Annotated in this window: 18 protein-coding genes; 5 read left to right on the forward strand and 13 right to left on the reverse strand. The window is 69.5% G+C overall.

Features of this window, described 5'->3' with window-relative positions; all coding sequences use genetic code 11:
- The first annotated feature begins 160 nt into the window (after positions 1 to 160).
- From B7767_RS03210 to B7767_RS03220, 3 genes are all read left to right on the forward strand, one after another.
- Positions 161 to 1,660 (forward strand): MFS transporter, encoded by a 1,500-nt coding sequence (locus B7767_RS03210; RefSeq protein WP_085570783.1) that lies wholly within the window; start codon positions 161 to 163, stop codon positions 1,658 to 1,660.
- A 60-nt stretch (positions 1,661 to 1,720) separates the two neighbouring features.
- Positions 1,721 to 2,758 carry a methyltransferase gene (locus B7767_RS03215; protein WP_085570767.1) on the forward strand — a complete coding sequence of 346 codons (1,038 nt, stop codon included), beginning with the start codon at positions 1,721 to 1,723 and terminating at the stop codon, positions 2,756 to 2,758.
- 314 nt (positions 2,759 to 3,072) lie between these two features.
- Positions 3,073 to 5,235: an MMPL family transporter gene (locus B7767_RS03220; protein ID WP_085570768.1), complete on the forward strand. Its 2,163-nt coding sequence runs from the start codon at positions 3,073 to 3,075 to the stop codon at positions 5,233 to 5,235.
- A gap of 86 nt (positions 5,236 to 5,321) precedes the next feature.
- On the opposite strand, the gene B7767_RS03225 is transcribed toward B7767_RS03220, so the two are convergent.
- Both B7767_RS03225 and B7767_RS03230 read right to left on the reverse strand, forming a co-directional pair.
- Positions 5,322 to 6,107: a PIG-L deacetylase family protein gene (locus B7767_RS03225; protein WP_085570769.1), complete on the reverse strand. Its 786-nt coding sequence runs from the start codon at positions 6,105 to 6,107 to the stop codon at positions 5,322 to 5,324.
- 8 nt (positions 6,108 to 6,115) lie between these two features.
- On the reverse strand, positions 6,116 to 7,786 hold the full coding sequence (locus tag B7767_RS03230) for a bifunctional N-acetylglucosamine-1-phosphate uridyltransferase/glucosamine-1-phosphate acetyltransferase (RefSeq protein WP_085570770.1): 1,671 nt from the start codon (positions 7,784 to 7,786) through the stop codon (positions 6,116 to 6,118).
- A 222-nt stretch (positions 7,787 to 8,008) separates the two neighbouring features.
- Between B7767_RS03230 and B7767_RS03235 the strand changes: the two genes are divergently transcribed.
- Together B7767_RS03235 and B7767_RS03240 are read left to right on the forward strand one after the other, a co-directional pair.
- On the forward strand, positions 8,009 to 9,304 hold the full coding sequence (locus tag B7767_RS03235; RefSeq protein ID WP_179167012.1) for a macrolide family glycosyltransferase: 1,296 nt from the start codon (positions 8,009 to 8,011) through the stop codon (positions 9,302 to 9,304).
- Between the two features lie 117 nt (positions 9,305 to 9,421).
- Entirely contained in the window at positions 9,422 to 9,907 is a 486-nt protein-coding gene (locus B7767_RS03240) for a DUF3995 domain-containing protein (protein ID WP_179167013.1), read from the forward strand.
- A gap of 484 nt (positions 9,908 to 10,391) precedes the next feature.
- Here the strand turns inward: B7767_RS03240 and B7767_RS03245 are convergent, their stop codons facing one another.
- The 11 genes from B7767_RS03245 to B7767_RS03295 form a co-directional block, all read right to left on the reverse strand.
- Positions 10,392 to 12,305 carry an AarF/ABC1/UbiB kinase family protein gene (locus B7767_RS03245; RefSeq protein ID WP_218775770.1) on the reverse strand — a complete coding sequence of 638 codons (1,914 nt, stop codon included), beginning with the start codon at positions 12,303 to 12,305 and terminating at the stop codon, positions 10,392 to 10,394.
- A gap of 58 nt (positions 12,306 to 12,363) precedes the next feature.
- Positions 12,364 to 13,155, reverse strand: a complete 792-nt coding sequence (locus B7767_RS03250; RefSeq protein WP_085570774.1) for an ABC transporter permease — start codon at positions 13,153 to 13,155, stop codon at positions 12,364 to 12,366.
- On the reverse strand, positions 13,155 to 14,126 hold the full coding sequence (locus tag B7767_RS03255) for an ATP-binding cassette domain-containing protein (protein WP_107485767.1): 972 nt from the start codon (positions 14,124 to 14,126) through the stop codon (positions 13,155 to 13,157). Before B7767_RS03255 ends, B7767_RS03250 begins: the two co-directional genes overlap by 1 nt.
- A 50-nt stretch (positions 14,127 to 14,176) precedes the next feature.
- Positions 14,177 to 15,859, reverse strand: a complete 1,683-nt coding sequence (locus B7767_RS03260; RefSeq protein ID WP_085570776.1) for an NAD(P)/FAD-dependent oxidoreductase — start codon at positions 15,857 to 15,859, stop codon at positions 14,177 to 14,179.
- A gap of 95 nt (positions 15,860 to 15,954) precedes the next feature.
- Positions 15,955 to 17,049 carry a beta-ketoacyl synthase N-terminal-like domain-containing protein gene (locus tag B7767_RS03265; RefSeq protein ID WP_085570784.1) on the reverse strand — a complete coding sequence of 365 codons (1,095 nt, stop codon included), beginning with the start codon at positions 17,047 to 17,049 and terminating at the stop codon, positions 15,955 to 15,957.
- Between the two features lie 78 nt (positions 17,050 to 17,127).
- The gene (locus B7767_RS03270; protein ID WP_085570777.1) at positions 17,128 to 17,535 is read right to left on the reverse strand and encodes a hypothetical protein; all 408 of its coding nucleotides are present in this window, start codon (positions 17,533 to 17,535) and stop codon (positions 17,128 to 17,130) included.
- Positions 17,532 to 17,939 carry a hypothetical protein gene (locus B7767_RS03275; RefSeq protein ID WP_085570778.1) on the reverse strand — a complete coding sequence of 136 codons (408 nt, stop codon included), beginning with the start codon at positions 17,937 to 17,939 and terminating at the stop codon, positions 17,532 to 17,534. The genes B7767_RS03270 and B7767_RS03275 overlap by 4 nt, the downstream gene beginning before the upstream one ends.
- A gap of 1 nt (position 17,940) precedes the next feature.
- Positions 17,941 to 18,288 carry a DsrE family protein gene (locus B7767_RS03280; RefSeq protein ID WP_085570779.1) on the reverse strand — a complete coding sequence of 116 codons (348 nt, stop codon included), beginning with the start codon at positions 18,286 to 18,288 and terminating at the stop codon, positions 17,941 to 17,943.
- A 13-nt stretch (positions 18,289 to 18,301) separates the two neighbouring features.
- The gene (locus B7767_RS03285) at positions 18,302 to 19,597 is read right to left on the reverse strand and encodes a macrolide family glycosyltransferase (RefSeq protein WP_179167014.1); all 1,296 of its coding nucleotides are present in this window, start codon (positions 19,595 to 19,597) and stop codon (positions 18,302 to 18,304) included.
- Positions 19,598 to 19,620: 23 nt separating this feature from the next.
- Positions 19,621 to 20,811, reverse strand: a complete 1,191-nt coding sequence (locus B7767_RS03290) for a cytochrome P450 (RefSeq protein ID WP_085570781.1) — start codon at positions 20,809 to 20,811, stop codon at positions 19,621 to 19,623.
- Positions 20,798 to 21,864: alpha/beta fold hydrolase (locus B7767_RS03295; protein ID WP_143652176.1), on the reverse strand; the 1,067-nt coding region annotated here is incomplete at its 5' end. The genes B7767_RS03295 and B7767_RS03290, both read right to left, overlap by 14 nt.

The following is a 21,864-nucleotide window of genomic DNA, read 5'->3' on the forward strand; positions in this document are numbered from 1 at the left end:
ACGAGCACCTCGTCGTCCACGACGACCCGGCGAACGACCCCGTCGACGAGCGCGTGGTCTCCCACATCTCCTCCACCGCCATCGAGGGCGGCACGGCCCACCCGGAGCTCAAGCTCGTCGAGGTCACCTCACCGACGGCCAGTGGGTCTCGCACCACGTGATGGGTTCCACCGAGTCCCGCGCGGCGGCACCCGCCCATTCGGAGTTACGACGCAAATGGCCCGTCCTCGCCATCTGCTGCACGAGTCTCTTCATGGTCGGACTCGACACCACGATCGTGAACCTGGCACTGCCGGCCATCCAGCGCGATCTGGGAGCGACGGCGTCGGGCCTGCAGTGGACGGTGGACGCCTACACCGTGGTACTCGCGTGCCTGTTGCTGTTCTCCGGCTCGGTGGCCGACAGGTTCGGCAGACGGCGCACCTTCCAAAGCGGTCTGCTGCTGTTCAGCACGGCCTCGCTGTTGTGCGGTCTCGCACCGGGCACCGGCTCACTGATCGCCTTCCGCATGCTCCAGGCCGTGGGCGGGGCCATGCTCAACCCGGTCGCCATGTCCATCATCACCAACACCTTCCGCGATCCGGGCCAGCGGGCACGGGCCATCGGGATCTGGGGCGGTGTGGCCGGCATGAGTCTTGCCTTCGGACCGGTGGTCGGCGGAACTCTGGTCGATACCGTGGGCTGGAGGGCGATCTTCTGGATCAACGTCCCCGTCGGCCTGGCGGCCCTGCTCCTGACGGTGTTCCTCGTGCCGGAGTCCCGCGCCCCGCGTCCGCGGAGGTTCGATCCCGTCGGGCAGATCCTGGTCGCCGTCGTGTTGGCCACCCTGACCTTCGGGATCATCGAGGGCCCCGGCAAGGGATGGGGCTCCCCGCTGATCGTCGGCTGCTTCGCGGCCTCCGCGGTGGCGGTGACCGTCCTCGTCCGCTACGAGAGGCAACGCCATGAACCGCTGCTCGAGCTGCGTTTCTTCGCCGATCCCGGGTTCAGTGGCGCCATGGCCTCAGCGGTGTGCGGTTTCGCCGCACTGGCCGGCTTCCTCTTCCTCAACTCCCTTTATCTACAGGACGTCCGGGGTTACTCACCGCTGCATGCCGGAATGCTCACTCTGCCGATGGCCGCGACGACCCTGGTGTGCGGCCCGCTGGCAGGCCGGATCATCGCAGCACGCGGGCCGCGTCCGGCCATGATGGGCGCGGGTCTCGGCATCACGGGGTGCGGGCTGCTGCTCCTCGGCCTCGCCGCGGACACCGCGGTCTGGTACCTCGTCCTGGCGTACGTGCTGTTCGGTGCGGGCTTCGGCATGCTCGACCCGCCCCTCACCTATGTGGCGGTCTCGGGTGTTCCACACGCCCAGGCCGGGGTGGCCTCCGCGTTCACGTCCACCTGCCGGCAGATCGGCGCCACCCTCGGAATCGCGGTGCTGGGCTCGGTGTCGACCGCCCGGACCGAAGGGTCGTTCGCCACCGGGTTCCCCGAGGCCAGTCACCTCAGCTGGGGCATCATGTCGGGCTGCGGCGTCACGGTGCTGCTGCTCGCGGTTCTCACCATGGGCCGTCGGCAGGCCGCGTCCCCGGATCCGGTCTCCGATCAGCGGGACACCGCCCCGCGGGAGACGCCGGAGCCCGGACGTACCGGTCCGGCCCGGCCGGCGCCATGACGCCGCACCACACCCCCCTGTTCTTCGTCCACAACGCACAGCACCACCGGAGGTGCACCGATGGAACATCCCGACGACAACGCCCACCTGGCGCTCCGGCCCTTCATCAAGGCCCACTTCCACTTCCAGTTCCTCAGCGCGGCATTCGAGTTGGGGCTCTTCGGCCTTCTCGCGAAGCATCCGGGACTGACAGCGAGGGAGATAGCAGGGTTGACGGGGCTGAACCACCAGCCCACGCGCATCCTGTTACTCGGCTGCACCGCGACCGGGCTGCTGCGCAAGGAGGGCGACGGCTACCACAACACGCCACTGGGCGAGCCGCTCAGCGGTGCGGCCGAGCGTGCACCCGCGTCCTACCTGCCCTGGGAGAAGCAGGGCATCTACCGGGCCATCGGATGGTTCAGCGAGGCTCTGCAGGAGGACACGAACGTGGGACTGCACCGTGAGTTCCCGGGCACCGCGCCCACCCTGTACGGGCGCCTCTCGGAGAACCCGGACATGGAACAGGTCTTCCACACGATGATGAGCTCGGTCAGCACGCTCGTGGCCGGCGACCTCACCGAGAAACTGGACCTGTCGGCGTACCGGAGCCTGCTCGACGTGGGCGGCGGCGCAGCGATCAACGCGACCAACCTCGCGGGCAGATGGCCGCGTCTGTCGGTCACCATCGCCGACCTGCCCACGGTCGCGGAAAGCGCACGGAAGAAGATCGCGGAGACCGGACTCGAGGAGCGCGTGCGCACCGCCGAACTCGACGCCTTCCGGGACGAGTTCCCCCGCGGACACGACGCGGTGCTGTTCGCGCACTTCCTCGAGATATGGTCGGCCGATCGCGTCCGTGCGCTGCTCTCGAAGGCCGCCCGCGCGCTCTCCCCCGGCGGCGGCATCTTCGTCGTCACCCCTTACCAGAACGACGAACAGACGGGACCGGTACGGGCCGCCTACCTTTCGGCGTACTTCCACACCATCGCTTCGGGCGAGGGCATGGTGTACACCTGCCGGGAGTACGAGTCGTGGTTCAGGGAAGCGGACCTGGAACCGACGGGCCGGGTGATGCTGGGCCCGGACACGGTGGTGATCTGCGGCCGCAAGCCGTGACCGGGCGGTGAGGGCGCCGGTCCCACGCGCTCCGCGCCCGGCGCCCTCAAGAGGACATCACGCGCGGGTGCCGGGCTCTGCGGGCAGCACGGCACCCGTCCGCCTGTCAGCAACCTGCCAACGCCGTGGGATACCCGGCACCTTGACGGAGAATCGGCGAGCGTCTCGCCCCAGCACAGCCGGCTGCTCCCCCGCCCTCGTCGCGGTACGGCCACCGGGACGAATCAACGGGACGGTGGGCCTCGCCGCGTCTGACGCGAGGAGAGCGCCGCGGCTGAGCGGGCGTCTTGTCATCACCGTACCGAAGGAGCGTTATGTTCGGACGCATAGGACGGTTCTCCGTGAACCGTCCGGTGCTGGTCCTCGCAGCGTGGATCGTCGCGGCGGTCGCCCTGATCGCCCTGGCTCCCTCGATGGGCACCACTAGGGACCAAGAGGACTTCCTGCCCTCTCACTACGAGTCGGTGCGGGCCGACAAGATACAGGAGGAATCCTTCCCGCAGCAGGAGAGCGCGGCTGCGATCCTCGTCTTCCAGCGGTCGGACGGAGAGCGGCTGACGGACGCCGACAAGGCCACCGTCACCAAGGTCACCGGGGCTCTGGACGGCAAGCGGTACGAAACCTTCAAGGACATCGTCACCTCGCCCGAAACCGTGTCGGAGAACGGCAAGGTGGCGCTCGCCAACGCCTATTCGACGGAGAAGGACCTCGGAGCCGATCCCGTCCTGGATTCGGTGAAGAAGCTCCGCGCGGACGCCGGGGACCTCCTGGAGGGCACCGGTCTGAAACTCGGCGTCACCGGGCTCGCGGCACAGACGCTGGACGCGAACGAGGCAACAGGCGATACGGACGCCATGATCATGATGGCCACCCTGCTGCTGATCGTGCTCCTGCTCGGCATCATCTTCCGCAGTCCACTGATCGCCCTGCTGCCGGTCGTGCTGATCTTTGTCGTGTTCCTGATGGCGCAAGGGTTGATCTCCACCGCGAGCAGCCTGTTCGACCTCACGGCCGACAGTGACAACGGGGCCATCCTCATCGTGGTGCTGTTCGGTGTCGGTACCGACTACATCCTCTTCCTGCTCTTCCGCTACCGAGAGCATCTTCGGTCGGGGCTCGCACCGAAGGAGGCACTGGTCAGCGGGGTCTCGCGGGTGGGTGAGACCATCGCCTCCGCGGCCGGAGCGGTGATCGTCGCCTTCCTCGCCCTCCTCCTGTCGACCATGGGCAGCATGCGTGCCCTCGGCCCCTCCCTCGCCATCTCCGTCGCGCTCGCACTCGCCGCCGCGCTCACCTTGGTGCCCGCCGCCTTCTCCCTGCTCGGCACCAAGGCCTTCTGGCCGTCCAAGGCGTGGCAGCACACACCCAGGAACCGGCTGGGCCACCGGATCGGCACCGCCACCTCGCGGCGTCCCAAGCTCGTCGCAGCGGTCTCGGGGGGCGTACTGGTGTTGCTCGCCCTCTCTTCGATCGGCTTCAAGGCCGAGTACGACGCGAGCAGTTCGCTGCCCACGAGCCTGGAATCCGTCCAGGCCGTCAAGGACATGGAGAAGGCGTTCGCCGCTGGTGAATCCGACCCCAGCCTGGTGTACGTCAAGTCCCGGGAGGGAGGCGCACTCGAACCGTCCGTGCTGGAGGCGTTCCGCGAGGACATCGCCGCGGTGCGAGGCGTCGACCAGGTCTCCGAGGCGACGCTGAACCCCCGGAAGGACGTGGCCAGGTACGACGTGGTGCTCTCCCACCGGCCGGCGTCGGGCCAGGCCATCGACCTGGTCTCCGGCACCCTGCGGGACACGGTGCACGCACAGGCGCCGAAGGGCACCGAGGCGGCCGTCGGCGGCACGACGGCGGTCTTCGCCGACATCAGGGACGCGGTGAACCGGGACTACCGGGTGGTCTTCCCGGCGGCGGGCCTGGCCATCGCACTCATCCTGGGTCTTCTGCTGCGCAGTGTCGTGGCACCCCTCTACCTGATCGTCGCGGTCAGCCTGGGCTTCGGTGCGACCCTCGGTTCCACCGTCCTGCTCTTCCAGCAACTCCAGGACGCCAGCGGACTGCTGTTCATGCTGCCGATCATCGTCTACCTGTTCGTAGTGGCGATCGGCACCGACTACAACATCCTCCTGGTGGCCCGGCTGCGGGAGGAAATGGGCAGAGGCAGAACACCCGCCGAGGCCACACGACTCGCCGTGACCCAGTCCGCGCCGACGATCGGCGCCGCAGCCGTCATCCTGGCCGGCACCTTCGGCGTGCTCATGCTGGCCGACAACTCGATGCTCCAGCAGATGGGCTTCGCCGTGGCGTTCGGCATCCTGCTGACCGCGTTCGTCATGGCGCTGCTCCTGGTTCCCACGGTGACCACCCTGCTGGGCGCCCGAGCCTGGTGGCCGAGCCGGAACACGGGGAGTGCGCACTCCCCGGCCGTGTCGGATCCGGACGGCGACGCCAACCCCACCGCCGAACGCGTGAGGGTCTGACACCTCGTCCGAAAGCGGGATCACGGGCCGGTCCCCCACGGTTGTCAAACCGGGGGGACCGGCCCGTGCGCGGCACATGTGCCGGGTCAGGCCCCGCCCGACTCGACCGGCCAGAACACCTCGGCCCTGCCGTCGACACCGCACCGGCTCCCCTGTCGTGCGGCGTGGGTGTCGAACAGGTCCCGGACGTCTGTGTCGGGGGGCCAGAGCATGCTGTGCTGCGAGCGGTAGCAGTGGACGGCGGCGTACTTGGCCGACCATGCCTCGTCGCTCGCCGTCTCGGCCACGGGCGCCCCCAGTACGGCGCCGTCCGGCAGGTGGAGCGCATGGCTCTGCCGCATGCCGTAGGGGAGGTCCTCCCAGCAGTACAGCGGCACCTTGCCGCCGGCAGCAACCACCGTCGCGTCCCGTGTCCGGCGGTGGTCGAGGTGGTCGCCCACCGCCGCGCACGTGAGGACCAGGTCGGGTTGGAGGGTGGCCAGCAGCGAGACCACCGCCGACTCGAGGTCCACAGCGAGACCGGGCTCCGGCACATCGTTCCCCTGGACCGTCGGCCGGTCCATGTCGACCAGCCAACCGCCGTCGGGCCTCCGCCGGTAGACGGCATCGAGGAAGGAGCCGTGCGAGGGCGAGGCGCCCAGGAGCGCCAGGGCGGCGCGGTCCTCCTGCCGCCGGTGCTCGACCGGGTCGGTCTCGAGATCCCAGACGTAGTGGAAGTACTCGGCAATCGGGGAGTACGGCGGTGAAGGGACGCCGGCGAACAGGGTGAAGACGGTGACGTCGGCCCCCTCCGAGGCAAGCCGGTGAATCCGGCCACCCGCGGAGAGCACGGCGTCGTCCAGGTGCGGTGAGACGACGAGAACTCTGGACATGCGGCAGCCTATTCCTCGCCCGCGGCAGCCGGCGTGGCCTGCGCCGCACCGTCGCCGTCCGGTGCCTCAGGTGTTTCGCCCCGGGCCAGGGCCGCGGCCACCGCGGAGGCGGAACCCGGACGTTTGCGCTCGACCCATCCCGGGATGTTCTTCTGCTTGATGGAACCCTCGGATATCACCAGGGCGCCGGGAGGCACGTCCTGGGAGATGACCGCTCGTGCGCCGGAGTACGCGCCGTCCCCGACGTTCACGGGAGCGATCAGAGCGTTCTGGCCTCCGATGCGGACGTTGCGGCCCACCACGGTCCGGTACTTCTTGCGGCCGTCGTGGTTGGCGAACCCCGACATTCCGCCGATGTTGCTGCCGTCACCGATGTCCGCGTCCCCCACGTAGGACAGATGGGGCACCTTGGCGGCGACGCCGAGCGTGGAGTTCTTGACCTCCACAAAGGTGCCGATCTTGGACCGGTCACCGAGGCGGGTGTCGGGGCGTACGTAGGCGTAGGGACCGACTTCGACACCCTCACCGAGTTCGGCCGCCCTCACCACGGAGCACGACACGAGGGAGCCGGCACCGACCACGGTGTCGTCCAGCGATGTGTACGGGCCCACCGTGGTGCCCTCTCCGATGGTCGTGTTCACGGCGCTGGACCGCACCACGACGGCCCCGGCCCGCACGACGCAGTCCCGGAGCTCGCTGTCGGGGCCGACTGTCGCTCCCCCGTGCACCGCGGTTCCGCCGCGCAGCCGCGTGTTGGACTCCACTACCACGTCCTGCTCCAGCGAGACATGCACGTCGATCCAGGTGCTGTCCGGGTCGACGATGTCCACTCCCGCAGCCATCCACCAGGCGTTGATCCGGTCCCGCAGCGCCCTGCGGGCGATGGAGAGCTGGCGCTGGTCGTTGACGCCGAGGATGTCCCGGGAGTCCTCGGCGACGGTGATGCCGATGCGATGGGACCGGTCCGAGAGCCAGTCGACGACCGTGGCCAGGTACTCACCGGCCGTATCGCCGGAGTCCACCAGGTGCCGGAAAGCGGCACGCAGGATGTCCGAGTCGAAGGCGTACACCCCCGCACCGACCTCCCGCGGCCTGCTGTCCTCCTCCAGCCGGTGACCGCGGTCCGGCAGCAGCAGCGACGCGAACTCACCGACCTCCGACCGCAGGACCAGGCTGTAACCGGCGGTGTCCCGCAGCCGGCCGGACAGCAGGGTCATGGCGTTGCCCGATTTCTCGTGATCGGCGATCAGCCGGCTGATCGTGGGCGCCGTCAGCAGTGGCGCGTCGCCGGTGGTCACCACGACCGTGCCACTGAAGCCCTTGAGCGCCTCCAGACCGACGAGGAGGGCATGGCCGTAGCCACGCTGTTCCTCCTGGACCGCGGTCTCCCAGGCGAGCACGCGATCGCCGAACTCCCGGGCGACGTAGGCGGTCACCTGTTGCCGGTACCTTCCCGTGACGATCAGCGTGCGCTGTGGGCGCACCTCCTCCACCGCGTCCAGCACATGCCCGAGCAGGGCTCGCCCGCCCATTTCCCGCAGAACCTTCTGGGAGCCGCCCCCCATCCGTTCACCATTGCCGGCAGCCAGGACAACGACGGCCAGCTCCCGCGCACGGGAGCCGGTGGGTGGTGGCTCCGTCCCGGCGGCCGATGTGTCGAGCACCCTTTGAGAGATCATCCGATTCAGCTCCCCTGAAGGAGGATGCCGCCCAATTCCGGGCAGGCGGATTGTTTCATCAAAGAAGATGTGATGCGCCGGACGGTGTGCAAGGCCCCAAGAGATTCTGACAGCAAGCTGACTCGACTCTCGATCGGTGGGCCTGTGCTGTCTAGGGTGAGCCCGGGTTCTGACCTCAACAGGTCATCCCACATATCAGGAACCGGAATTATGGAGGCACCGATGAACGCCCCTCCGAGCCCACAGCGGGAAGAGCAGGGCATTGACCGGAGGCCCGCGCACATAGCCCTGTTCAACATCCCCGCCGACGGGCACGTGAACCCGAATATGGCTTTGGCCGCGGAACTGGTGAGGCGGGGGCACCGGGTGAGCTTCTCCATCGCCGGGAAATACGCGGACCAGGTGCGCGCGACCGGTGCGACCCCCGTGGTCTACGACACCACGTTCCCCCGGGCCGACCGTGGCGAGCGCTTCCCGATCCATGACGTCGTCGCGATGTCGTCGCTCTTCCTGCAGGAGGCGATCAGCGTCCTGCCGCAGCAGCGCAAGGCGTTCGAGAACGACCGGCCGGACCTCGTCCTCCACGACTACGCCGCGCTGTCCGCTCAGGTCCTGGCGCACGAGTGGGGCGTCCCCGCCGTACGGCTGTCCCCGACCCGGGTCTCCAGCAGGACCTACGAAAAAGACCTCGCCCCCTTCTACGCCTCGGTGGCGAAGGACGAGGCGTGGCTGGCGTACCGGAGCAGGTTCCGCGAGTGGCTCGACGACGCCGGGATCGGGATGTCGATCGACGAGTTCCTCTACGTCGGTCTCGCCGACCACTGCCTGGTCACCATCCCACGGCAGTTCCAGGCGGACGCCGCGGAGCTGGGCGACGACCACACCTTCGTCGGGCCGGTCCTGCGCGAACAGGACCACCAGGCGCCCTGGAGCCCGCCGGCCGACGGCCGTCCCGTACTCCTCATCGCCTTCGGCACCATCGCACCGGAGGTGCCGGAGGTCCAGCAGGTGTACTTCGAGTGCGTGGACGCGTTCGCCGACTCCCCGTGGCACGTGGTGATGTCCATCGGCCGGCAGCTCGACCCGGAGATGTTCGGGCAGCTGCCCGACAACGTGGAACCGATGACCGAGGCCCCCCAGTTGCAGGTGCTTGCCCGGGCCAAGGCCTTCGTCACGCACGCCGGGATGGGCTCGGTGATGGAGGCGATCCACCACGTCGTTCCCATGGTCGCCGTGCCCATGGGGTTCGATCAGATGGAGAACGCCTCGGTGATCGAGCGGCTCGGCATCGGCGCCCGGGTGCCCTTCGAGGGGGTCACCGGCGAGGAGATCCGCGAGGCGGTGGACAGGGTGGGAACCGACCCGGACGTCGGGCGACGCCTGCGGGCGCTGTCCGAGGACGTGCGGCAGGCGGGCGGGGCACGCGCCGCGGCGGACACGGTGGAGCGTCTGCTGGCACAGGAGCGGGCCCCGGGCCCTCAGCCGGTGGGAGGACGGCCTCATCCTCCCACCGGCTGACGCGCGCTTACCGAAAACAGGAGGAAAATAGCGATCATGACGATGATGCGGAGGCGGTCAGCAGTGGAGTTTCGCGCCTCTGCGGCCGAGAGGGAACGGCGCTTCCACAGAGCAGCCATGACCGCCTTCTTATGGGCTGTCGTGTTCACCGCTTTTCATTTCTACTGGTTCGCCGGCGGGCGCTTCGGTCTCGGGGACGGCCCTGAGATGATTCCCGAGACGCGAACCACCGAGGATCGCATCTGGGCTTTCGCGGTGACGTCGATGTTCGTGGTCGGAATTGCCCTTCCGCTGGCGTTGACGCGTCCCTGGGGCCGGCGCATTCCGCGCTGGATCGCCGTGGGCTGTCTGCTGACCGGGGCCACGTTGCTGCTGCTGCGGGGAGGCGCGGGGCTGCTCGACACGACCCTGCGGGAAACCGGTCTGGCGGACCGCGGGCTGACGGGGCTCACGTACGAGCAGATCACCGGGGACCCGCACCCCTCCTTGAACACCAAGGTGTCGGGCACCTGCATCGACGTCTATTTCATCGTCGGCGGCCTGCTCTACGGGCGTACGGTGCTGCGCCACCGACGCCTCTTGTGGCGTACCGCTGAAGGGTGAGGGCAGGGAACGGCCGGAACCAAGGCCCTCATCGATGTGCGTGATCTCTGTCCTCTCCACCGACAGGCGGACCAGCCGGTGGTCGGGCAGTTCCGGCGCCGCCGCCTCCTGCCCAGCCCCGACGGAGTGTGCGGTCTTCCCGTCCACAGCCCAACGGTGCAGCTCGGTCCGGATCTCCGGTACCCGGCGCTCGGCCGTATGCGGCCGGCTCTCCCTGCTTCGGAGCACTACGGAGCCTCCGTCCTGCCCGACGGCCATCAGCCGGCGATGGGCCCGTCCTTCGTCGGACTGGACGTCCGGCCGGGACGACCGCGGGCAGTTCCCGCGTTCACCACGGAATCGACCGACGGACACCGCGGCGGATACGAGATCGTCCGCCGCGACACCGCTCACCACGGGCATCACGTGACCACGAGACCCGTATCGACCGGATCGCGCGCACCCTCACCACGCGGATGGCCGCCCGCCCGTTCTCCGGCACGGCCTAGTCGGAGCTCCCGCGGGAGATGAGGAAGAGCACCCGCAGTCCCAGTGCTCCCGCCACCACCAGCAGGTGGTAGCCGAGCAGTTGAAAGAACGGGATCCCGGGAACGACGACGGGGCCGCCGCGGATGCTCAGCAGGACCGCGGACATCACACCGCCCGTCGCCGCGATGAAGGTCAGCAGCACCTCGTGCACCAAGGACCGGATGTACTGCCGGTCGCGAGCGTTGGCGAAGAGCCTGACCCCGACTCCGAGGCGGCCCTGTTCCAGGGCACTGGTGACCCGTTCCAGTCGGCGCGGCATCCGGCGGATCAGTTCCCAGACCGAGGCCAGCTCGGCCAGGCTGACCGGGTGGGCACCGGAGGAGATGGCCGACGCGACACCCCGCCGGCTCAGTCTGTCGTCGACCAGGCGCCTGGCCTCGTCCACCAGCGAGAAGCCGGGCACGACGGCCATCAGCGTGCCCTCCAGCGTGCCCAGCGCCCGGAAGACCGCGGCGACCTCGGGCGGGACCGCCAGACCGTGCCGGGACACCAGGCGGAACAGGTCGCCGAAGACCTCGACGTTCGGTGTGCCGCCGACAGCGAAGTGGCGGGACAGGAAGCGTCCGAGAGCCCGTTCCAGCTGTTGCTCGTCCACCTCGTCGGGGCGGGTGACGATGATGAGCAGGGCGTCGCACAGCGCCGCCGCGTCACCGGCGTGCAGCGCCAGGAGGAAGGCTCGCAGGCCGGACCGCACCCCGGCGTCGATCCGGCACACCGAGCCGAAGTCGACCAGACCGACTCCACCGTCGTCCAGCAGCAGAACGTTGCCCGGGTGCGGATCGGCGTGGAACAACCCGTCCGTCATGAGCTGCTCGAACATCTCGGCCAGCAGTTCCCGGGCGAACCGCATTCGTTCCTCGTGGGTCATCCCGAGCAGCTTGGGTGCCGTGCCGACCGGTCCTCCGGACAGCCGCTCCAGCACGAGTACCCGCTCGCCGGACAATTCCGTGTGCACCGCGGGCACCCGGATGACGGAGGCCCGCCGCGCCCGGGCTCCCGCCGCCGCGGCGAGGTTGGCCGCTTCGACACGGAAGTCGAGTTCCTCGTGGACCGACTCGGCGAACCCCTCCGCCAGTTCCCGTGCCCCGATGGTGCGCGCCCAGCGGGTCCGACGTTCCAGCGCCTTCGCCAGCCGGCGGATGATTTCCAGGTCGCGCCGGACCAACTCCTCGATGCCGGGTCTGCGGACCTTGACGACCACTTCCTGGCCGGAGTGGGTCCGCGCCGTGTGGACCTGGGCGATGGACGCGGCGGCGATGGGCACCCGGTCGAACCGGGCGAAAGCCTCCTCCACGGGGACGCCGAGTTCGCGGCCGAGCGACTCGCACACGGCGGGCCACGGCTCGGGCGGCACCTGATGGTGCAGGCGGCCCAGTTCGCGGACGAACTCGGGCGGCAGCAGGTCCTGCCGGGTCGAGAGCACCTGCCCGAGCTTGACGAACGTCGCACCGCCCTGCTCCAGGGCCAGGCGCAACGGCCGGGCCAGCGTGGCGCCTCCCCGTCCGCGGTGCGGCCGGCCGGTCAGGTAGGGGCGCAACCCGTGCCGCATCACGATGGACGCGATCTGGGAGTACCTTCGGGTACGGGCGATCCGTGAGCGCACCGCCCGGACCCAGTCCAGCGGCCATCCCACCGTGCCGCTGGGCGCCAGCACCTCGAGAACGGCGAGGAAGCCCGTGGTGACCACCAAGGTGCAGCCGAACTGCACTCCGGTGAGCACGCCGTGCTGCTCGGGCCGCTGCATCAAGAGGCTGAACACCGCCAGTCCGGCAAAGCTCACCAGCCCCGCGAGCAGTGAGCGCACGGTGCCGATACGCAGGCCCAGCAGTCTGCGGGCACCGACCACGAACGCCGCGATGAAAGCCGTCATCACCAACAGGGCAAGAAGGAACTGAGCAACCTTCATCACTGCGCAACCCTCCTGGACGTCAGCGCGCGGCAGCCCGGTTGTACGCCCGCGAGGCCAGCGGGGCCACAACGGCGAGCAGCACACCACAGGTCAGCAGGGCGGTGGTCACCGGGTGCTGGGCCGGGAGCGCGTCGCTGACCGTCGTGGTGGGGTTGCCCCAGAGCTCGCGGCAGCCACTGACCACAGCGCTGATCGGGTTCCACTCCCCGAGGATCTGCATCCAGCGCGGTAACCCGTCCAGCGGCACGAAGGAGTTGGACAGGAGAGCGAAGGGCATCACCATCAGCTGGGCGATGGTGTTGACCGCCTCGGGGCTGCGCACCACGAGCCCGATCAGGGCGCCGAACCAGCACATCGTGAATCCGAGCAGCAGCAGCAGGCCGAAGGCGGCGAGTGTCTTCGCCACGCCGTGGTGCGCCCGCCATCCGATGAGAAGGCCGACGACGGCCATCACCACACAACTGAGGGCCGTCATGGCCAGGTCGGAGAGGGTGCGTCCGAGCAGAACGGCGTACCGGGACATCGGCAGCGACCTGAACCGGTCCACCAGGCCGTTCTTGAGGTCGTCGGCCACACCCGCAGCGCTGGTTCCCACCGCGGAGAACATCACCATCGTGAAGATGCCGCCCATGATGTACTCGCGGTAGTTGCCGTCGCCTGGCACGGTCATCGCGCTGCCGAAGAGGTATCCGAAGATCAGTACCATGACGACCGGCGCGATCGTCACTCCGATCAGCTTCTCCGGCACCCTGACGATGTGCCTCATGTGCCGCCCCGTCAGGGCCGCCACGTCGTTGGCCAGCTCCCCCATCACGCCTTCACTTCCTGCTGTCCGGTCGTCTCCGCACCGCCGCCGACGTGACCGGTGAGCGACAGGAAGACATCGTCCATGGACGGTCTGCGCATGGCGAAGTCCGTCACCTCCACACCGCGCTCGCGCAGCGCCGCGGCGGCGTCGGCGATCGCACCGATTCCCGATGCCACCGGCACCGTCACGGTACGGCCGTCACCTCCCGTGGCAGGGGGCCCGACCGACACCCCTTCCAGCAGCCTCGTCACCTCGGCCGCGTCGGCGCCTTCCGCCAGGGAGATCTCCAGCCGTTCGCCGCCCACCTTGCGTTTGAGCTCGTCCGGAGTTCCGTCCGCGATGACCTGCCCCTTGTCGATGACCGCGATGCGGTCGGCGAGATGATCGGCCTCTTCCAGATACTGCGTGGTGAGCAGAACGGTGACGCCGGCGTCGACCTGTTCACGCACCATGGTCCACAGCGTCATCCGGCTGGTCAGGTCGAGGCCGGTGGTGGGCTCGTCCAGGAACAGCACGGTCGGTTCGGCGAGCAGGCTGGCGGCCAGGTCGAGCCGTCGGCGCATGCCGCCCGAGTACGTCTTGGTCTCCCGGTCGGCGGCATGGGTGAGCTCGAACCGCTCCAGCAGCTCGGCTGCGCGCCGTGCGGCGCCGGCCCGCCCCAGCCGGTAGAGCCGTCCGATCAACGTCAGGTTCTCCCTGCCGGTCAGCCGCTCGTCCACCGCCGCGTACTGCCCGGCCAGCCCGATCCGCCGACGAACCTTCATGGGCTCCTCGGCCACGTCGTAACCGGCCACCGTGGCACGACCGCCGTCGGGCGGCACGAGTGTGGCCAGGATGCGCACCGACGTTGTCTTCCCCGCGCCGTTCGGTCCGAGGAGGCCGAGCACCGTGCCTGCGGGCACGCTGAGGTCCACCCCTTTCAAGACCTCGGTGTCCCCGTACCGTTTGCGGATGCCCTCCGCCTCGATCGCCACTTCGTGATCCCTCCTAGGAAAGTCGCCGATACCCGTACGATGGCGCCGGCTCAGCGGCGGCCCGTGACCGCCAGTCCCCGGGCGCCGCGCCTGCCGGTGCCCCGTGAGACGGCGAGTGGATCCCACTGCGGCCCGCGCTCCGGCAGCAGTCCCGGGTCGCCGAGCACGGCGCCGGAGTGGACCTCGTGCATCAGCCGGCGTCCGACCAGTTGGGCCGCACACGCGATGCCGCCCACGGCGACGCCCGTGATCCCGCTGCCGTACCGGGTGTTGGCGCCGACCACGTGCAATCCCTGGATCGGGGTTCCCGTGTCGGGACGTCCCCCCGCACCGCCCCATGCTGCGAGGCCGAAGGGGGTGCCGCCGGTGGACAGGATGTAGCGCTCGTGGGTGAGCGGTGTCGCCGCCTCCAGGTGCACAACACGGTCGCGGAACGGTCCGAGCACCTTCTCGGCGGCGGTCAGCATGGCGTCGGTGAACCGTTCCTTGTGCTGCCGGTAGACCGGATCGCGCCGGTAACGGACGCCGTCGGCCGGCCCGCCGGTGACACCCCAGCGCTCGTACTCCGGCGGACACAGCGTCATCAGCTGGAAGTTGCTGTGGCCGGGTGGACAGACGTTGGGTGACTCCGGGTCCTTGCGGGAGGCGAACGACATGAACAGAAACGGCACCGGGTCGATGTTCCCGGTGGCGAGCCGCTGGTAGTACTGGCCGATGTCGTCGTCCGCGTACCACCACAGGTTGGCGTTGGGCCGCTCCGGGAGAGGACCGTCGGTGGCGACGTACAGGGTCGCGAAGGGCAGCCCCATGGCTGCCTCGCGCGTCTTCGCGACCAGGCGGCGCGGAAAGTGTTCGGCTCCGACCAGGTCGAGCACGGTCCTGCGGTAGTCGGCGTTCGACACCACGACGGGGGCGGCGAAGTGCCGTCCGTCGGTGAGACCGACGCCGGTGACCCGTCCGTTCTCGACCAGGACGCGCTCGGCCCTGGCGCGGGTGAGCAGGCGGCCGCCGTGCGCTTCGACGACCTCCACCAGACCTGCCGCCAGCATCTGTCCGCCGCCCTGGGGGTAGTAGGCGCCCCGTACGTAGTGGTCGGTGACGGTCGCGTGCATGGAGACGGTCGCCTGGTCCGGGCCCATTCCGTAGTTCGGCGACTGGGCCGCGAGCACCGTCCGCGCCGTCGCCGACAGACCGCAGTCGTCGAACAGCTCGCTCAGGGTGCGCCGTCCCCACCGGACGGTCAGCGGCGCTCTGGCCACCAGTTCGGCGACCGACAGGTCCCGGTCCGACAGCAGCGCCCGGCGCGACTCCTCGCCCAGGCCCTCGCAGACATCGGCGAAGGCGTCGATGCCCGCCGCGTCGGTGGGCAGGGCCTCCTTCAACCGCCTGCGGTACTCGGGCCACCCCGCCGGCATGAACATCGACACACCAGGGGTGACGATCTCGTCGAAACCGTCCTGGTCCATCGGCAGGTAGCGGATTCGGTCCCGCAGACCGAGACCGTCGAGAATGGCCGGCAGCACGCCGTCCGGCCCACAGTCGCCGAGGTAGTGCACGCCCACGTCGAACTCGTAGGCCCGTCGGCGGCGGAAGACGTGACTGTTGCCGCCTGCGACGTCGTGCTGCTCCAGCACCAGCACCCGCCGGCCGGAGACTGCCAGGTAGGCGGCACACACCAGGCCGCCGATGCCGGAGCCGACAACGATCGCGTCCCACGCATCGGATTTCGTCATGTTGGGCCACCCTCATCCGGTTCTCGTCGATCCACACCGTCGCAGCACGCGACGGCTCCCACAGCCGGGCTGACCAGAAGCTGCCAAGCGTTCGTTCAGCGCAGCCGGAGCAGCGCACAGGCGACCGAGCCGTCGCCGTCCACCGACGTGATCACCGCCAGTCGTCCGGCCGTCGCCGGGACGTCCTGTGCCGCCGCGAGCACCGCGACGAGCTGGAACGCGGCGGAGGCCGCCGACGTGTCGCCGATCAGCTCCGGTTGCGACAGCCACTCCTCGGCGGTGGGGAACAGCCGTGTCAGGACGTCCCGTTCCTCCGCCCCCGGCCGGCCGGCCGGGGCGGAGGGAGCGACGGCCCACACTTCGTCCGCAGCGGCGTCGGCCCGCGCGAGGGCCCGCTCCACGCACCGGGTGAGCGTGCCGGCCACGCCCTGTGGCCCCGTCACGGCGGATTCCACCGTCAGCAGCTCGGCCAGTCCCTCGTCGTCGGACACCGAGTCACCGGGCAGCATCCGCACGATCGCGCAGCCCTCGCCGAGCACCCCGGCGCTGTCGTTGTCCCGCCTCGCGTGGTGCTCCAGCCAGGACCGGGCGTCGGAGTACTCCTCGACCGCACCGCACAGCACGCTTCGGGCACGTCCCGAAACCAGGAGCCGACGGCCGTAGTTGAGGGCCTGGAGGCCCGATGAGCGGCCGGCTGCGACTGTGGCGTTGGGCCCCTTCAGGCCGTACCAGATCGCGCACTGGCCGGCGGCGCAGTTCATGACCGTGTTGGGGAAGCGGGACGGGTCGACGTGGTAGGGCTTCTCCTCGGTGAAGGTGTCCCGGGTGAAGTCCATCATGCTCTGCGCACTCCCGGTGTTCGTGCCGAGCACCAGACCGACGTCGGCTCCGTCCGGCACGGGGCCGGCACCTGCCTGCGGTCCTTCCCCGAGGAGCCGTCCCACGGCGGTGACCGCCAGCCCGGTCACGCGGTCCATGGAACGGGTGCCCTTGCGGCCCAGTACGTCGCGGACGGTGAAGCCGGGAACCAGACAGGCACGTTCGCCGGGGCCGTGCCACGCCTCGCCGTCCAAGGCCGTCGCCGTGGACCGGCCGGACCGGACCCCTTCGACGAAGGCGTCCCGTCCGATGCCGTACGGCGATACGGCCGACCAGCCCGAGATGACAGGGGTAAGCCCTCCAACAGCCATCGCCGTCACAGCCGATTCACTCCTTCGTCAGTTGCCGTTGGACCCGTCGGCTCGCCGCCCGGGCCCCGTTCGGTGGACTCACAGATGGAAGACCGCGCGGTACACGGGCCAGCGGGCGGCCATCGCTCCGCCCGGCACCGTCCGCACCTCCGGCACCAGCGCGTCCCGGGTCAGCCCGTGCGCGAGCAGGTCCGGTTCCTCGACCCAGACACCCACCTCGCTGTCCAGCAGGACGGCGAGGTTCTCGCGCGGGTCGTTGACCGTGGTCAGGGGCCGGCCGCCCAGGCTGAGTGCGGGCGGTTCGCCGGCCCGCACCGCGTAGGTGACGGCGGAACCGCGCAGCAGGACGTCGAGGCCGCCGAGATGGCGGTGGAAGAGGTAGGCGCAGTAGAGGGCGTCGGAGAACTGCGTCTCCACGGCCCCCCGGTAGGCCCGTTCCACGATCGCCAGGGATCTGCCCGGTTCGAGTCCGTCGGCGTTGATCACATCACCCCCAGGTGGATCGTCTTCCCCGCGGCGGCGACGTGCTCGGCGTACCTCGCCGGCGCCCGTACCGGTACCTCGGGGATGTGGGCCACGGCTCCGCGGTCGTCGCTGCAGAAACGGCAGGCGTACCAGTGCAGCCGCCCGGGGTGGGCCGTGAGCATCCGCCGCACGAGGAGACTCGTCGAGGGGTAGTCGGTGGACCATGCGGCGAGATTGCGTGGTTTGCCGTCCCCCAGCCCCCGTTGCGTCAGCATGGTGGCGTATCCGCAGGCCCAGACCTGCAGCGACGCACCGCGGTCGAGCACGGCCTGGGTCAGCCGGAGGGCGCTGGTGAGCAGGTCGCTCTCGTACGGAGCGCCCATCAGTGTGATGAGCACGTCGGTGCGCGGAACCGTCCGGGCCATGTCAGTGCCACACCACCCTGACACCGGGCTCCAGCAGCCGGGCCGCCGTCCGTGCCATGTCCACCACCTGCGCGCCGGGCTCGAGACGGACGTTCGTCATGCCGCGCTGGGCGAGCGAGAAGTCGTCCACCCACAGTTCACCGCCTGCTTCGAGTAAGGCCCTGACATGCGGCGACGCGTCCTGAACGGCGGCCGCAACGGCATCCTGCACGCACAGCAGCTGGACTGGGTGCCCGGCCAGGACGACACTGCACGCGTCCTGCATGAACGCACCGCGCGGATCCGTCCAGGGGCCCTTGCTCTCCACGAGCAAGTGGGGTGTCGATCGGGTTCGGGTGTTCCGCTCCATGGCTCCCCTGCCCTCAGTCTGCGGTCCTGCCGTACGCGGCCCGATCAGCTTCGCCATGGCCCTCGGCGAACTCCAGACACCTGGCAAGCTCCTGCCACGCGCCGTTGCCGTCGGGCAGTTGTGACTCGATCAGGTCGGCCGCCGCACGGGCTCCGCCCAGTCCACGCATCCGCGACCGCGTCTCGGCCACCCGTCGTGCGACCAGGGGATCGGAGGCGACGGAGAGCACCGCCTCGCGCAGCGCGGACGCGGTCGCCTCCCCCTCGGAGAGGTGCCGGCCGATCCCCAGTTCCGCGATACGGGCCGCGTTGACCGGCTGGTCGTTCACCTGCGGTACGGCGACCATGGGGACTCCGTGATGCATCGCCTCGAGGACGGAGCCCATGCCGGCGTGGGTGACGAAGGCCGTGGCGCGCGCCAGCACCTGCAGTTGAGGGACGCTGGGGTACGTTTCGACGTTGCCGGGGAGCGGGCCGAGCACCGCCGGGTCGAGACGGCCGGTGGACATCACCAGGTGCCACCGCGTTCCGGTGAACGCCTCCACGCACCGCCGGTAGAACTCCGGCCGGTCGCTGCCCGCGGTGCCGAGCGCCACCAGGAGCACCGGCGCGTCGGGGGGCGCCTGCCACCGGTCCTGCAAAGACGCCCGGCCCAGACACGGCCCGACGAACGCGTACCGCCCGTCGACCAGCTCTCCGTTCACCTGGAAGAACCTGGGAATCGGCACCAGACAGCGCTCGGGCAGGCCGGTGTAGTCGTCGACGGGCAGGCCGATGCCGGCGTCGTCGAGCAGTTTCCTGAACCCTTTCGTGTACGCGTGCCAGCGGGGATCGTCATGGAAGAGGCTCTCGAACATCGTCTGCCGGGCCTTCCGTTCCTGAGGGCTCGCGGAAGAGACGTGGGTCGAGGACAGGCACACGCACCGCACCGCGTAGCGGTGGGCGAGCAGCCGGCCGGTGAGTGCGCCGAAGTCGTGCAGCACCAGGTCCGGCGGGTCGGCATCGAAGGTCCGGAGCTGCCCGGGGAGGATGGAGACGGCCTCGTTCAGGGCGAGGCCGAGCATCGCCACCGGGTCGTCCGACGGCCACTCCTCGACCCGGTCCGAGGCCGGAAGCGTCGTCTCGTACGGCACGAGGCGGGCGCCCGCCGCCCGCACCTGCGGACCGAACTCCTCGGGTACCGCGTAGCTCACGCGGTGCCCACGCCGGACGAGTTCGGCGACGATGCCCAGGGTAGGGTTCACATGCCCGTGGGCCGGGATGTTGAGGACGGCGATGTGGGCCGGCCGCGAAGGGGTGGTGGAAGTCATCTCCTGTTCCAGTGCGTCCGCGTTCATGCCCGCTTGGCGATGACGGGCAGCCGGGAGGCTCCGATCATGTCCGAGGTGTCGAGGAATTCGATGTCCCCCGCCGGGTCGACCGAGATGCGGGTGTACCGGTCGAGCAGCAGGTTGAACGCGATCCTGCTCTCCAGCCTCGCCAGTGGTGCGCCGATGCAGTAGTGGATGCCCTGGCCGAAGCCGACGTGGCGGTTGGGTTCACGGTGGATGTCGAAGCGGTCCGGGTCGGGGAAGGCGTGCCGGTCGCGGTTCGCGGAGGAGATCCACACGTGCACCAGCTCGCCGGCCGGGATCAGTTCACCTCCTATTTCGACGTCCTCGCTGGTCATCCTCACGAAGTTGCTGAAGGAGGGCCGGATACGGACGACCTCCTCGATCGCCTGCGGTACGAGGGACCGGTCGGCACGGACTTCGTCGTAGACGTGGGGGAAGCGGTCGAAGGTCAGGACGAGGTTGCTGATCAGCGCCGCGGTGGTCGTGATGCCACCCATGAGGAGCACTCCGGCGAACCCGACGATCTCCTCGTCGTCGAGCTTGCGGCCGTCGAGTTCGGCCTGCACCAGGGCGGTGATGAGGTCGTCGCGGGGCTCGGCACGGCGCCGGCGGATCTGTTCGAACATGTAGCTGTTGAGGGACTTCAGGCGCATCGCGGTGGCCCGATGCCCCTCCGCGCCGGCGTTGCTGGCGTGCAGCAGATTCGCCCACTCGGCGAACAGGGGCGCGTCCTCCCGTGGGGCACCGAGGATGGTGGCGATCACGGCGACGGGGAACGGGAAGGCGAAGTCCTCCGCGAGGTCGAACCGTTCCTTGTCGCCGACCGCGTCGAGCAGTTCCGTCGCCAGCCCGGTGATCCAGGGCTCCTGGTTGCCGATGTACCTGGCGCTGAACGCCTTGCTGACGAGCATCCGGAACTTACGGTGCTTGGGTTCGTCCATCGCGGCGATGTTCCCGCGGAAGAAGACGTCGTAGTCCTCCTGAGGAGGAGTGATGTCGGCCATGTCATTGACGAAGGTCTCGGTCTCGGTCATGACCCGCGTCACGTCGGCGTGCCGGAATATGGACCACTGGAACGTCTGCGGGTTGTAGCTGACCGGTTCGTCCCTGCGCATCTTCTCCAGCCATCCGAAGAAGTGGGCGTTCGGCTCGGCCTGCCCCGGTCCGTGGGCGCCGTCACTGGTCGTCATGCGTCGGTTCTCCTTCGGTGTCCGTCCGGTGTACCTGCTCGTCCCGGCCGTCGCCGTCGATCCGACGGAGCTTCGCGGCCAGGATCCGGCCGATCTCGGCGAGCGGACCCGGTTTCATCAGGTCGGTGTGCTGCCGGTCGATCTCCTTGGCCTCGATCGCACCACCGACGTACGGCTGCCAGGTGTCGGGCTTCGGTGATATGTCGATCTTGTCCAGGGTTGCGACGACGAGCAGGAGGTCGCCGCTGAACTTCTCGGCGACATGGCTGTTGAACAGCTCGCTGTTGTTCGCGTAGATGCGGGTGATGGCGGCGATGTGCCGTTGCTCGAGGGAGGCCATCGCACTGCCCAGCCGCTGCAGGACCTCGGTCACCCGCTCGTGGGTGAGCGGTCCCTCACCCAGGTACCTGCGGTCGTAGCCCACCCAGCGCAGCAGGTCGGCGAGGACGCCCTGCTCGTCGATCGGCGGCATTCGCTGACCGGGATAGGTGTCCAGCACGCCCAACAGGTCGACGGTCTCCCCCATCTGTTCGAGACGGGTGGCCATGGCGTGGGCGATCACTCCGCCCGCGGAGTAGCCCACCAGGCGGTAGGGGCCGGACGGCTGCACGGTGCGGATCTGCCGCACGTAGTCCTCGGCCATCTCCCCCAGGGAGGACGGCATCGGCTCGTCCCGGTCCAGGCCGCGGGCCTGCAGCCCGTACACCGGGTAGTCGGCGTCGATGTGCTTGATGAGCCCCGAGTAGCACCAGCTCAGGCCGCCGGCCGGGTGGACACAGAAGACCGGTGGCCGGGTGCCGAACGGCCGCAGCGGGAGCAGGACGTCCAGCGGGCCGCCCCCTTCACCACCCTCGTCGAGGCGGGCGCTCAGCGTGGCGGGGGTGGGCGACTCGAAGAGGGTGCGGATGGACAGGTCCGCGCCGAACTCGGCGCTCATCCGGCTCACCAGACGGGTGGCGAGCAGGGAATGACCACCCAGATCGAAGAAGTTGTCGTCCGCACCGACCCGGCGCACTCCGAGCACCTCGGCGAACAACCCGCACACCACCTCCT

Origin of the sequence: Streptomyces sp. 13-12-16 (assembly GCF_002114215.1) — a bacterium.
In the GTDB taxonomy this organism is placed as follows: Bacteria; Actinomycetota; Actinomycetes; order Streptomycetales; family Streptomycetaceae; genus Streptomyces.